Source organism: Ruminococcus sp. B05, assembly GCF_003628495.1.
GTDB lineage: Bacteria > Bacillota > Clostridia > Lachnospirales > Lachnospiraceae > Schaedlerella > Schaedlerella hominis.
In genome coordinates this window covers 1-15,091 of the sequence record NZ_RBZR01000001.1, presented here as the reverse complement: position 1 = coordinate 15,091, position 15,091 = coordinate 1, and the positions used below count along the sequence as shown (strand labels likewise).

Below are 15,091 nucleotides of genomic sequence, written 5' to 3'. Positions count from 1 at the left end.
GATACCCTTTATAACTCCTGTTCGTGTTTCTTTTTTGGTTTCTGCTGTGTTTCGCCTGTCTGTTCCTGCTGTTTCTGTTCTTTCAGTCTTTCCAGAATAGACGTTTTATGAACACTGTCAGCAATTCTGTCCTGTCGTTCCTCCGGCACGTTTACTTCCGGGTTTTCCCCGATTCCTTCATCTGCCAGAAGATTTTCTCCCCCTTTCTCATCCATGTTGAGCATGGCATTTAATTCTGCCAGACGTTCCATTTTTTCACCCAGTTCCGCTTCTTTCGGAAATGGCTTCTGTACCTCTTCCTGTGCAGTTTTTAACTGCTGTTGTACTGTTTCCAAATTCTGCTCGGTATCTGCCAGCTTTTTCTCGATTGCAGAAAGTGCATTGTGAATCCTCTGGATATTGCCCAGAGTATCTTTTCCAAACTCAATTTTATAAGAACATTTTCCCTTGATCGTCATGGTATAAGTATTCGACAGAAAATTATATTCTGAAGAAAGTGCAAAACCATAATATTCACCGATCTGCCCGGCTGACTTTACGGACCTCAAACCGGACGCTGCTGAAATGAGTGCAACTCCCGCTTCTTTTTTATCGGTATACAGCTTTCCGCCGACTGTCATTGCAAAGTGGTCATTGTCCTGTAAATCTATTCCTTTTACTACATCTGCATCCACACGCATACCGGCAATTTTCTCCTTCAATGCTGCAATCTGTACTGGGTATCTCTTTGCAATATCTGATTCCAGGCGATAGATCTGACTGGTATGGTTTGCCTTCAAAAGTTTCAGCTTACTTACCTGCACATCCAGATCCATTTTTTCCTTGATGTACTCGTTTCCTGTTGCCAGTGCTTTGATCTCTGCATAGGACAGAGCTGTATCATCTACATCTTCACAGGCACGAACCGGGGATTTACTGGTCATGATCTGCGAAATAAACTTCTGCTTGTTTTCCAGAATCTGCCACATGTACGAATCGAATGTATTTTCCGTTACATACCGGAAGATTTTTACCTTGTCATTCTGATTTCCCTGTCTGAGAATACGTCCCTCCTGCTGTTCCAGGTCAGATGGTTTCCAGGGACAGTCCAGATGATGCAGTGCAAGTAATCTGTCCTGGACGTTGGTACCAGCACCGAGTTTCGGAGTGGAACCCATCAGGATTCTTACCTGCCCTGCCCTCACCTTTGCAAACAGCTCCGCTTTTCTTACTTCCGTATTGTATTCATGGATAAATGCAATCTGCTCTTTCGGGATTCCCCGTTCCACCAGCTTGTTTCTTACATCATCATACACGTTGAATGTTCCATCATTTTTCGGTGTGCTGAGGTCGCAGAAAATTAACTGGGTAGCCTGTGTATCTTTTCCGTCCTCCCATACCTGGAAAGCATTCTCCACACAGGCATTTACCTTGCTTTCCCCTGCATCTGGAAGCATATCATTTAAAAGCCTCTGGTCTAATGCACATTTTCTTCCGTCGTTGGTAATCTTGAGCATGTTATCTACCCTTGGATCTACCGCACCGCCACGAACCTGTTCTGCACGTTCCGAAAAGGCTTCCACCATTTCTTTCTGTTTCTCACTCGGCTTTAACACTTCATTGATATATTCTGCTTCCGGTACAGGAAGATTCAGCATATCCGCAGTCTGAATATCCGCAGCTTCTTTAAATATGGAGATCAGCTCTGGAAGATTAAAAAAACGGGCAAATCGTGTTTTTGCACGATAACCCGTCCCTTCCGGTGACAATTCGATTGCCGTAACTGTTTCTCCAAAAGTTGCTGCCCACGAATCAAAATGTCCCATTCCCATATTCATTAAAGTATCATACTGGAGGTATCTCATAATGGTGTATAATTCAGTCATACTGTTTGATACGGGTGTTCCCGTTGCAAACGTGATTCCCTTTCCCCCGGTAATCTCATCCATGTATCTGCATTTCATAAACATATCTGAACTTTTCTGTGCATCGGTCTGTGAAATGCCTGCCACATTCCGCATTTTTGTGTATAAAAAAAGGTTTTTGTAATAATGTGACTCGTCCACAAACAGCCTGTCCACGCCTAATTGCTCAAAAGTCACTACATCATCCTTTCGTGTCTGGTCATTCAGTTTTTCCAGTTTTGCTTTCAGGGTTTTCTTTGTTTTTTCCATCTGCTTAACCGTATATTGCTGTCCTGTTTCCTCTTTTGCCGCTTCAATAGAATAGGTAATATCTGCGATCTGGTCTTCCAGCAATACGATCTGTCTTTCCCTGGAAAGCGGGATTTTCTCGAACTGGCTGTGTCCAATAATGACCGCATCATAATCCCCGGTTGCGATTCTGGAACAGAACCGTTTTCTGTTTGCCGGTTCAAAGTCTTTCTTCGTTGCTACCAGAATATTTGCTCCCGGATATAAGCGTAAGAAATCACTTCCCCACTGTTCCAGCAAATGGTTTGGAACCACATAAAGGCTCTTTTGTGCCAGTCCCAAACGCTTGCTCTCCATACCGGCTGCGATCATCTGAAACGTCTTGCCTGCACCTACGCAGTGTGCGAGCAGGGTATTATTTCCATAAAGGATATGTGCCACCGCATTTTTCTGATGTTCCATCAGCTTAATTTCCGGATTCATTCCGACAAACTGGATATGACTGCCATCATATTCTCTTGGTCTTACACTGTTAAACCGTTCATTATAAATTTTGCAAAGTGCTTCCCGTCGACGCATATCCTTAAAGATCCACTCTTTAAATTCCTCCCGGATCAGTTCCTGCTTCTGCTGTGCCAGGGTAGTTTCTTTCCGGTTCAGTACCCGATGTTCCCCATCCGCATCATGTATCGTGTCATAGATTTTTGTGTCACGCAGATTCAGTGCATCCTCCAACAGCCTGTAAGCATTTGCCCTCTGTGTTCCGTAAGTTGCGGTGGAAAGCGGGTTATTGCTGCTGTCCACGTTCTTTCCTTTTACATTCCACTGTCCGGTCACTTCCGCATACTGTACTTTGATACGCTCATAATTGATATGCTGTCGTGGTGTATGGAATGTTTCTGCCATGAACTCTGTAATATAGTCTGGAGAAATCCAAGTTGCACCAAGCCTTGCTTCAATCTCGGAAGCGTCCAGGTCTTTCGGCTGTACCCGTTCCAGTGCTTGCACATTGACCATATATTCTGAATGGTTTTCTGCAAACTGCCTTGCAATGTTCAGCTTCTCCCTGACATTTCCGGAAAGATACTCATCGGATGGCTCCCATTTATCTGTAAGCGGATTCTTAAAGATAACGCCTGTAAGCTCCTCTGTGACCTCCTCCTCTGTTTTTCCGGTAAGCTGCATCATATAAGGAATATCTACTTTTGCCTTTTCCCCGATAGATACCGCCAGTGCCTCACTTGCAGTATCCACCGATGTTACCGGTTCTGCCCTGCGGATCGTCCTTTTCGTAAATATGTCTGCTTTCCGCTTCAACTCGCCCTTTTCGTCCAGAAATTCAAGGGAAGTCAAAAGGCAATAGCTGCTGTCCATGCTGAATGCCCTTTTATTTGCATTGCTGTTGAGTAATCCATACTTTGCAGTAAAGCTGTCATAAACCCGGTTCAATTCAGCCTGTAAGCTGGCAACCTCTTCATCACTGCATTCTTCCAACTGCCGTTCCAGAAGCCTGTTTGTTGCATCCCGGATGGCAACCATGCCTTTGACACGTTCGCCTGTCACAACAGGAAGTTCCATCTTATTCATAACAGAATTTTCCCTGTAATAAATATCCTCTCCGACAAGTGCAAAGCTGAAGTTCTTAATATCCGGATCTGCCGGTATGGATACCACCTGTTCTTCCAGTTCCGTGTCCGAAATCTCCTGCTCTGTGATAGTTCCCTGGATATGCTGTACCGCATCTTTTAACTGTTCTGCCAGATCTGCTCCCTCTTTTGCCTTTACCGTCACTTCCTGTTTTCCGTACTGGGTACTTTCTGTTTTGAAATCTCCAAGCACCATTTCTGGGTGGTCAGCAAAATAGGAATTGACTGTATAACCTTCTGGTGTGGTTTTCAACTGTACCCAGTCTGGTTCTGTGATTGCAGCCCTGTCCCTTTTCTGGAAAAACAGAATATCCGCAACCACACTGGTATTGGCATTTCTCTGGAAAGCATTGTTCGGTAAGCGGATTGCCCCAAGCAGATCTGCCCGATTTGCAAAATACTGTCGGACTTCCGGATTCTGCTTATCCATCGTACCGCTTGATGTAACAACTGCCACCACTCCGCCTGGACGTACCAGATCTAAGGATTTTGCAATAAAATAATCATGGATCATAAAATGGTATCTGTCATATTTGCGGTCACTGACCTGATATGCCCCAAACGGTACATTTCCAATCACGCAGTCAAAAAAGCTGTCCGGGTAACTGGTTTCCTCAAATCCCTGTACTGCAATCCTGTTCTTCTGGTAAAGCTGTTTTGCAATCTGCCCGGAAACCGGATCAAGTTCTACACCATACATACTTGCAGCACCCATACTTTCCGGTAAAAGTCCCATAAAGTTTCCTACTCCACAGGACGGCTCCAGGATATTTCCCTGCTTCAGTCCCATATTTCCAAGTGCTTCATACATAGCCTTGATGACCGTCGGAGAAGTATAAAAGGCATTCAGCGTTGATGCCCTTGCTGCACTGTATTCTTCTGGCGTAAGGACTTCTTTTAACTGCGTATATTCCTCTGCCCAGGCACTGTTTCTTTCTTCAAAAGCCTGTGGAATACCGCCCCATCCAACATATCTTGACAACACTTCCTGTTCTTCCGGTGTTGCCAATCTCTGATCCTGTTCCAGTTCTTTCAGCAGCCTGATAGCTTCCATATTTGCTTTAAACTTTGCTTTCGGACCACCAGCCCCAAGGTCATCGTCCGTAATATGGAAATTATGAAGTTCCTGTTCCTGCACCTGTTCATTCTGCAGATATGGTAAAAATTCTCCCTCATAACCAAACAATTCGTTCTCCCCTGGAATATAATTTCGTCCGGTTTCCATACACCGGAAAATATCAGCTTTTGATGAACCACTTGCTTCGTAGAATCCTGCATAGGAATATAAAATATCATCTTCTCGCTCGTAAGCAGTCAAATGTAATTCTGTATTTCCCCTCGTCTGGTTTACCAGTTCTTTTCCTTCCAGACCTTGAGGAAGAACACCCACTGCTTCAAAATGATACCCCTGATATTCAAATATATTCTCATCCCATTGTTCCTGCACGATTACGGATTCCGGCTCAAACTCTGATTCTGGTTCCCCTTTTTGTACCTCCTCCATTTCTGCAGACGATTCTTCCACTTCTGATTCTTCTGGTTCGGAAGCACTCACAATATCAAATAAAGACATCTGATATCCATTTAATACATCTGCCTGATCTGGTACTTCCTGTGCCGGGAAAATCGTATAGCTGCCTTCCACATACTGATGTACTTCCGTCAAAAGCTGTAATTTCTTCTCATAAGTTTCATTCACTGATTCAAAATCCAATGGCAGCATTGCCAGTGCATCGTCCATCACCTGTAACAATTTCTGCGACTGCTCCGAATTATTCAGCATAACAGGAAGTTCTTTTCTTGCTTCTTCATTAAAGAAATCCTGCTTGAACGGACGCTCGATTTCTTCTGGCAGCCTTGCATAAAAACTGATCACTTTTCCTGCAATCCGTTCCCTCTCATATTCCGGCATACGGGAATAATCTGCGGAACGTAAGAACTGCTGGTTATCAATCAGATAGCCGATTCTTTTTGCAACTTTTGCCCAGGGCAGCAACACCGAAGTATCTGGATTCCCATAGTCCCCTCTCTCCAGCTTCAAACCTTTCCCATCATAATCTGCATGTGAATTGTCTGCTCCACATAAAGCATGGCTCTGACCGCCTATCCCATATTTTTCCTTGATAAAATCTGTCCTTGCCTTATCATCTCCATTCAGAAGATAAAAAGAATAGGTAGAAAGCCTTCCATCCGAATACGGACCTCCACCGGCAAGAAAAGCATCTATTTCATCTTGAGTAATAAATACCTTATGTTCCTGCCACGCGAATTCATCTCTGGCATTGTATGGAATTACTTCTGCAGCAAATTTCTGAAACTGACCGGATATTCTGATTGGATTATAGGTGCGGAACTGCATAATGCTTTTATCTTCCTCATAAGCCATTGCCAGTCCTTCCAGACGCTCGATCAGATCTGCCAGCCACTGCGAATCTGTTAGTTTCTCTTCCAGATAATCAGTAATTTCCGGATAAATACTGTGAAGATGTGGTAAATCCTCTTCATCAAAGACAAGTTCTGCTACACCCTCTGCCATATCCGCTTTCATATAGGCAAGTGCCTGGGCATGTTCCTTTATCGCATTCTCCCTTGCAACATCAAGTACGGACTGCGGTGCATACTCGCCTTGTTTCAAAAGCTGATGGATACGACCACTCACATCTTTCCAGGACAAAAATGCTTTATCCAGAATCTGATCGGTAACGGTATGCCCTACTGCAATCTGCAATCCAGTTTCATCAAACCAGACCGAATACTCCATACCATTGATTTCAAATCCCTTTCCACCAGTCCCATACTCCCGCTTCACAAACTCCGTATATTCCTCCGGTGTCTGTTCACTCATAAAATTATAGATAATACGAAGCTGGCTCTTGCTTCGGTTTCCTCCGGTTCTTAAAACCTCATCGACCACCTCACTTGGAATGGCAATCTCCCCAGCATAGAGGGCAGCTATTCTGTTTTCGATTTCCCTTTTCTGTTCATTTACAGATGGAAGTTCGGGCAAAGATAAAGCAGAGGCAATTTCTTCCTCTGCTTTACTTAACTGATCTTCACTTGTGTCTTCAATTAGCTGTACACCAATTCCGTCAAGATGCACTCTTCCGCTGTTGCCGTCAGACTGTTCATATGTGCTGTCCACGCCATCGGGTTCTCCTCTTTCGATGGTGCCGGATTCTTCTCCAACAGTTTCGCTATCTGTACTTCCAATCTCTTCTGTGCTGTTTTCTCGATCTCTTCCAGATGGCTGTTCAGTTTCCCAGTCAGTAACAGGCTCTGATACAGGCTGTTCTTGTGTTCCTTCAGAAATGTCCTCCGCAGCATTCCGTATTTCCCGATCTGTACCTCTGTCTCCTGGATTGTCAGATTCGGAAACAGATAATCCCCTTTGCGATGATATGTCAGTTCCATGCTCATTTCCTCCTTCATCTTCCTGTGAATATTCGTTTTCTATGATTTTGTTGTTGTTTTCTTCGCTTTCACGAATTAACGTGTTGAATTTATTATAATTCCTTTCCTCCGAATTTTCAATACCCTTTTTCATTTCTTCTAATGAAATGCGGTGTACAAATCTTCCAATATCCACTAGCACAGACTCACTGGCCATGCTCGTCGCATTTCCAATAAATGTCAGCACTGATAAACTGTTATAGTCTGTGATATGTACGAAGTCCATTTCTTCCTGCCGTTCCAGCGGATCAAGTCCGCATCTGGAAGCCAGCGTATAATAAATGCTGCCTGTCAACAGACTGCGAAATTCGCTGCGTATGGTATCTTCTTCCAGCTCCTCCAGGTATGTTCCTTCCGTCACATATGTCAAGCCATCCAGGTATTCATCCAGATTTTCTTCTACCATATACTTCGCTGTTGCCATCAGTGCATCAGAAAGACTTCCTGTATCTTTAGCTTCCAGTCCATAAACTTCTTCTAAATGGTTTAATAACTCCTCCTGTTGCGTCTCCTGCAACCGCCACAGGTAAGGGGTTCTTCCACCTTTTACCTTATGAGTATCCTGAATATCAAATACATATCGGAGTCTTGTTTTCTGCATGGTTTCATCCAAAAGAGCAATTCCCTTTGCTCCTCGGTTTACCCACCGCAGCATTTTTTCATTCCATAATTCCAGCGAAGCACAGGCAGTTGCTTTTGGACGCTGTGCGTGGATCAAAAGCTGATCCATAAATGGATACCTATATAACCTGGCTGCGGTATCCAGATAATTCATCCAGTCCCTTGGTGAACTGCTGATATGGGCTGCATGATATTCTGCAAGTCCACGTATCTCATCTAAACGAGCCATAACCTATTCCTCCTTCTGACTGTGCTTTATTTTTTCTTTTTAGGAAATTCCAGACTGAATCTGGCTTTTCCATCTTCTACCCCAAGTACAAGATCAGCATCAAATTTGCTGTCCTTTTTCTTGGAATACAGTCCTTTTACATGGGTACGTCCCTTTTTCAGAAGCTCCACTGCCATCTTTTTATCCATTGATTTTTTCATGCTTTCCAGAAACCTATTTGACTTCCATAAAGCAAACGGACAACTTCTGTCAGAGCAATAATAATTGGTCTTACCCTCATATACATCGGAACCGCATACCGGGCATTTCCCAATTACTTCCCTTGCAGTCTGAAAACGATTCCGTTCTTCTTCTGGAATCGCCCTGCATACTGAAAGAACCTCGGTAATCATAGATACAATCCCATCCATAAATTCATCATCGTGGATTTTTCCCTTTTCCATCATCAGAAGCTGATTCTCCCATTCTGCTGTCAGGCTTGCGGATTTCAGATTCTCCGGCATTACATGAATCAGCTCACAGCCTGCCACCGTAGGAAAAATCTGTTTTCCTTTACGTTCTGCATACCCGGAAGATACCAGCTTCTCAATAATATTGGCTCTGGTTGCCGGTGTCCCCAATCCCTTTTTCTCTGTTTCAGAATCAAATTCCTTATTTCCCGCTGTTTCCATTGCAGCAAGCAGAGTATCTTCGGTAAACATCTTCGGCGGAGAAGTGTAATGTGTACTCTTCTCTGCTTTCACAGAGGCAAGAGTCATTCCTTCCTTATATCCTTCTGGAAGTTCTGTCTTATTATCCGGTTCATCAGATTTCTTATCCTTTACACAGTATTTCCGAAAGGCTTCTTCCACTTCTTTGAAGCCCATCTGCACAGGCAGCTTTCCTTTTGCAGTAAATTCATGTTCTTTGCACTGTACGGAAATTTCTGTCTGCTCATAAAGGTACTCTTCCCCTGTTGCCTGAACAAGCTGCTGTCCGATCAGCATCAGCAAATTTTTCTTTCCACCGGAAAGTCCTCCCATGCCTTTTTCCATTGCTTCTTTTGTCGGTAGGATTGCATGATGATCAGATACCTTTGCATTATTAACCACACGATCTATGTTTCCCCTAATCTGTCCAGATTCCAGAAACGGAAGAAAATCTGTCATGCTTTCGGCAAGCATTTTTACCGTTTCTTTCATATCCTCGGTTACATACTGACTGTCTGTTCTCGGATAAGTAACCATCTTTTCTTCATACAGTTCCTGCAGCATATCCAATGTTTTCTGTGCAGTGTATCCGAAAAATCGGTTTGCTTCCCTCTGCAGACTGGTCAGGTCATAAAGTTTGGGCGGAGAAGTCTTTTTCTGTTCTCTTTTCACTCTGGTCACAACAGCTTCTGTCCCATCACAGAGTTTTCTTAATTCTTCCGCTTCTGTTTCAGACTGAATATTTTCTGAAATTACCGCAAGTCTTCCATCTGACAGGGAAACCTTATAATAGGCTTCTTTCTTGAAATGCTCAATTTTCTCTTTTCTTTCCGTCAGCATAGCAAGCGTTGGTGTCTGCACTCTGCCAACTACCAGACGTTTAAAATATCTGGTTGTGTAAGCTCTCGTTGCGTTCATTCCGATCAGCCAGTCCGCCTGTGCCCTGCATACCGCAGCATTACAAAGCCCTGCATATTCTCTCCCGTCAGTTAGGGACTGAAATCCTTTCTGAATGGCTTCATCTTCCATTGAGCTGATCCACAGACGCTTCACTGGTTTCTGACAGCCTGCCAAATCATAAACTCTTTTAAAAATCAGTTCTCCTTCTCTTCCGGCATCACAGCCATTGACCAGATATGCTACATCTGCCCGGTTCATTAAGCTGCATAGCACATCAAACTGCTTCTTTTTATCCTCTGACACCTGCACTTTCCATACTTCCGGAATGATCGGCAAATCCTCAAACTGCCATTTTGCATATTTTTCATCATAAATTTCCGGTGGTACATATTCTGCCAGGTGTCCCAGACACCAACTGACAATGCAACTGTTCCCCTCCAGATACCCGTCCTTTCTCTGATAAGCAGATAAATTTTTTGCAAGGCTCTGTGCCACGCTCGGTTTCTCTGCGATCACTAAAAATTTCGCCATGTTTTCCTCCTGTTCCTGTCAAAAAGGCAGTCCATAAAGAACCGCCCTTTCTCCATACCTTATGCTTTTTTGTTATTTCTGCTGATCTTCCGCATTTTCTTCATCTTCATTGATGTAACTGTCATCAGCAAATTCCAGACCTTCCTCTACAATACCGTCCTCTTTTTTCTTTCGGAATTTACTTAAAGCAAAAGCAGCTAAACCACCGAATACCAGTACAATGCCTCCACCCAGGACTGCAGAACCAAACATTTTATTGTCACTGGATTCCGGTTTTACTTCTGTTTCTGGCTGTACGGTAGTTTCCGGTTCTGGTGTTGTGGTTATTTCTGGAAGAACAACTGCAGATTCCTCTTTTTTCTCGGTTTCCTCATTTTCATCTAAGAACTCTGCCAGATCATTTTCATCTACCAGTGACATCATGTACACGTTCTCGGAAGTACCGGAACGGTCAATGACCATATAAAAGGTATTTCCATTCTTTGTCTGTACCGTCAGAAACTGCTTGGAACTGTCATTCTCTTTATCATCCACAAGCTGTCCGTTTCCCGGCGTGGAAAACGGTGTTCCCTCTGTGGCAGGCTGCTCCGCCGGCTGTTCTTCTATCACCTCTTCCGCAGTTTCAGTCTGCTCTGCGTTTTCATTTGCCTGTGCAAAAGCGGTCACACTGACAGAACCCATCAGTATTGTTGATGACAACATAATCATCAAAATTTTTTTCATTACTTTATTCTTCATCTTCCAAATCCTCTCTTTCTTCTATCAGTCCGATTGACATTTCTCTGTCCATATTTTCTTCTTTCTTTATACCTGTTTCAGAACTATCCATAGAAAGATTGCCCTCTTCATCAAACTGCATGGTAACTGTTCCATTCTGAATCCCGTCCAGAAAAGTCAGCATCTTTCGGCTGTCCATCTTCATGGAACGGATTGCCTTAATGATTTCTGCATCTTCCATCTGCTTTTTCTGGATTCTCAGTTGCCTTACATGCTCCTGCAGTTCCAGAATCTTGTTTTCAGTTTTCTGAATGTCATCCAGAACCTTTTTTAACCGCATATTCATCTCTTATTTACTCCCTTCTAGTGAAGTCTGCCAAATGCCATAAAATGTTGCTGCCAGTAAGAACTTGCAATGCTTGTATACTGAATCGGATTCCCGCAATGAATCATCATGTTATTTCCTACATAAATTCCAACATGGCTCGCTCCCGGCGTATCATAAGTTCCCTGGAAAAAGATCAGATCGCCCGGCTTTGCATCCGATGGAGATACATAGGAACAATAAGAACGAAGTCCGTCCGCTGTTGTTCTTCCCACGTTCCATCCATTTCCACAATTATTGATTACCCAGCATACAAAACCAGAGCAATCAAAACTGGTAGATGGCGATGCACCACCCCATACATACGGATAACCCAGATATTTTTCCGCTTCCCTGATCATCTTGGCAAACTGCGGATCAGAAAGTGCTTCTGCCGGAATATCATATCCAAAACCTGCCCCACCTTTCGGAATTGTGTTAAGGTCAAACAGATAATCACGATTTCCATAGTATTTGTTGTAAGCGTCATACTGCTCCTGTTCCTTATCTGTCATACGGTTTCTTAAAACTGCATCCAGGTTATGGTTCGTAAGTGTTACATCCAACCGGTTCACTTCTCTTGTTGTCGTTACTTCCACTTCCTGACTTCCATTGCTGTCTGCTATGTATGCTTCCCAGGTCTGATGCCCATGTGCTGACGCAGAAGCGTGATCGCCGTAGAATACATCAAACTGCACACCATACTGTGCAAAATTTCCGGTATCCTCAACTACATACTCCACACCATTCATAATGACATGGGTTCCCATTGGCACAAATGGATTAGAAGCGTCTACCGCAATCGTATGATTTGCCTGTGGATAGGCTCCACTCGCTGTCGGGCCTCCACTCCACTGTCCACAACAGATCGGGCAGTTACAATATCCACTGGTCACAACCTGTCCCAGTGATTCTCCAACCTTGACCTTTTTCTTTTCTGTTACCGTTTCTCGTGTCGAATCCGTATACAAGCCATACTGTTCCTTAAAAATCTCCTGAATCTCATCTGCAACCTCTGCATAGGTAAAACCACCATACTTAACTGTCAGATAGGAAATAAGCTGATACGGGTTGTGTCCGATCTCATCAATCTGGAACTGGAACTCGTCATAATCGGAATGGTTTGCTTTCATCTGATTGATCTGCTCATTCAGTGCATTTTCCAATGCCACATAAGCATTTTCCGCAGCATAAATATCCTCATCCTCACTGGAATAACTGGTAGAAATAATAGCATTGGAACTGCCCTGGAATAACGCAGCACAGCTTGACAGGCTCGTTGCCATTAACGCAAACAGCAGCACCAGAACTCCTATGGACAGGAGGATATTTCTGTTCTGTGCCACAAGCTCCTTGACCGCAGCTTTGGCTTTTTCCGTAAATCGCTGTGCGTTTACAAGCACTGCGTCTTTCACAGCTTTTCCTTGTTTCGCAGCCTGATACTGCTTCTGGTAACGCTTTTTCTGCAATAATTTCTTTAATGCAGACTGTTTCTTCTGTTCTGCTTCTTTCTGAACCGCCTTTTTTGCTTCATTGGAAGCACTGGTGCTAAACTGTAGGCGAGATTTTTCTGTTTCTTCCAAAACGGTTTCCCTCAACCGATTATTTCTCTGTCGGTTTTCTTTCAACCGTTCCCGAACGTAAATTGACTTTCTTGCAAGGCTTTCTCCCGCAAATTCCATCTGATCTGCTGCATCAAGAGCAGCATTATCATCGGTATCCTCTCTGATTTTTTTCTGACCATAGGCAGATACCGTTTCTGAAACAACGTTTGCCCCCTTTCTTGCCATTCCGCTACCGGGAATCATACCTTTACTTTCATCTTCAAAGGAAAGACGGGATTTTGATTTTTTCTGTTCTTTTAGCGTCTGTTCCCTTTTCGTCTTTCCTTTAATCTCTTCCCGAAAATCTTCCATTGATTTTTCATCAACTTCTGACTTTTCATGGCAGCGTTTCTGCTCTTTCGCTGCATAAGCTACGACCATCTTTTTCTTTCGGCTCTGCCTGTCCGGTTCCGATGTTTCAGCATCACGTCCCGGATGTCCCCGGATACTCTCTTTACGAAGTCTGGAACGTGAAACAGACGGAGATTTCTCCCCGCCTGCTTTATCATCACTCATTTCTGAGTTTTCCATTTCTTCCGCTTCCGCAAGTTCTTCCTGTTCCAGAAAAGCGTGTCTGGACTGCAGTCTGTGTTTTCCTTCTTTCACTCCCTCAACTGTTTCTTCTGCAGTATGAGTTTTTCTGACCTTTCCAAAGTCCAGCTCCTGTTCCCTGTGTCCGGCTATTTTCTTCTCATCTGCCTCACGCCCGGTAATCCGCTTTTCCTTTTTACTGCGGAGATTTTTTTCCCGGAGTCCATCCCGGCTCATCTTCTGGACAGTCTTGTCCCTTGCTTTATATTCATGCTCCTGCATGGTCATCATCTCCTGATCTATGGTAATTTTCCGTTATTTTTCTTTGCAACCAGTACCATACGCCCATTTTTCTGGGAATACTCACAAGTAGACAGTGTAAGTAACTTATCTCTGTATTTTGCTGTTGTTCCTGTCTGATAAAGTGATTTTTCCTTAACGGAAGCAACAAATTTTTTATAATCCTCCACTGTTCCCGCTTTGATAAAACTGTAATAATCAAAATCATTCCCTGTATAAACGGGTGTTGTAAATGCTGCAAATATCTGATACTGTTCATTTCCCCATATCGTGCGGAACAGGATTGTCGGATGTTCTTCGTAAAATCCTTCGTCCTTATATTTTTCAAGGTCAGCAAACATCTTTCCACTGTTCATGTGATGTCCATATATGATCAGATTGTCCGAATTTCCTGGTACACATTCCTCTGCCAGAAATAAACAGCCATTTGCAGAATATTCCCCGTTAAAATCCCGATGCAGATAATAATTTTTATCTCCGGGCCGGTACATGACCGGATAGTCTATTCTCGTTCCCTCAATGGTCAGCCAGCCAATACAATCTGGATTCTCTTCATGCAATGCCAAAATTCCAGCATCTACCTCTAAATCGTCGGAAGTATCTTCCTCTGAATCGTCCTCTTTTTCCTGCATAAGTTCCTGTAACTCTTGCTGTAACTGGTTATCCTGTCTTTCCTGCACAAAAAATCCCATCAGGAAATACAGACTGATCGTAAGCAATATAACGGATATAGAAAGTAATAATCCTGCCACCCATTTTCTCATGCTCTGCCATTGCCCCTTTAACTATCGTCTCTGCCTTTAATGCCGAGTTTTTCACGCTTCTCTACATCTTCCGGTTTCGATGACATCAACGCATAAAGCATAAGGGTATTATCGAATCTGTCCTTAAATGGAATAATTGTATTTCCATAAAAGATCAGTCCTTCTCCCTCTCCACTGTTTGTTACATAGGAAAGCTGGTGTGTTGAAATATTAAGCTGTTTTGCCAGAATCTGTCGATCCCCAGATGCCTGGTTAAGCATCAGGATAAAATCTGAGTTTTCAAAGATATTCTCGATTTCCCTTGAAGCAAGCAGATCTTTTACGTTCTGCGTGATACCAGTCGGAATACCGCCCCACTTACGGAATCTCTTCCAAATTTCTACACTGTATGCTGCTGTCTGTTCCTCTTTCAGCAACAGATGGAACTCATCAATATAATATCTGGTTGACTTATGTGCAGAACGGTTGACTGTTACCCTGTTCCAAACCTGATTGTGATAGGTAATCCGCCGCTTTTGCCATATCTCCCGATATGGTAGTCAGGACGGATTTTCCCCCACGTCGCACCGTGCGTGCGGCTTTCGTCGCACACGGCGCTCCATCAATACGGATT

Annotated in this window: 5 protein-coding genes and 3 pseudogenes; all 8 read right to left on the bottom strand. The window is 43.6% G+C overall.

What is annotated here, in order from left to right; translation table 11 throughout:
* Positions 1 to 8: 8 nt before the first annotated feature.
* Positions 9 to 4,895, bottom strand: a pseudogene (locus D8Q48_RS00035) (SNF2-related protein); the annotation flags it as partial.
* Positions 4,896 to 6,847: 1,952 nt separating this feature from the next.
* Positions 6,848 to 7,189: a TnpV protein gene (locus D8Q48_RS17380; RefSeq protein ID WP_243116185.1), complete on the bottom strand. Its 342-nt coding sequence runs from the start codon at positions 7,187 to 7,189 to the stop codon at positions 6,848 to 6,850.
* A 915-nt stretch (positions 7,190 to 8,104) separates the two neighbouring features.
* The gene (locus D8Q48_RS00030) at positions 8,105 to 10,198 is read right to left on the bottom strand and encodes a type IA DNA topoisomerase (RefSeq protein WP_121054928.1); all 2,094 of its coding nucleotides are present in this window, start codon (positions 10,196 to 10,198) and stop codon (positions 8,105 to 8,107) included.
* A gap of 72 nt (positions 10,199 to 10,270) precedes the next feature.
* Positions 10,271 to 10,936, bottom strand: coding sequence for a CD1107 family mobile element protein (locus D8Q48_RS00025; RefSeq protein ID WP_121054926.1), 666 nt, complete (start codon positions 10,934 to 10,936; stop codon positions 10,271 to 10,273).
* A complete protein-coding gene (locus D8Q48_RS00020) occupies positions 10,926 to 11,255 on the bottom strand; it encodes a DUF4315 family protein (RefSeq protein ID WP_243116184.1) in 330 nt (109 codons plus the stop codon). The genes D8Q48_RS00025 and D8Q48_RS00020 overlap by 11 nt, the downstream gene beginning before the upstream one ends.
* A 23-nt stretch (positions 11,256 to 11,278) precedes the next feature.
* Positions 11,279 to 11,845, bottom strand: a pseudogene (locus D8Q48_RS17860) (C40 family peptidase); the annotation flags it as partial.
* 1,868 nt (positions 11,846 to 13,713) lie between these two features.
* Entirely contained in the window at positions 13,714 to 14,478 is a 765-nt protein-coding gene (srtB, locus tag D8Q48_RS00010) for a class B sortase (RefSeq protein ID WP_121054919.1), read from the bottom strand.
* 17 nt (positions 14,479 to 14,495) lie between these two features.
* Positions 14,496 to 14,972 (bottom strand): annotated as a pseudogene (locus tag D8Q48_RS00005) (conjugal transfer protein TraE); the annotation flags it as partial.
* Positions 14,973 to 15,091: the final 119 nt, after the last annotated feature.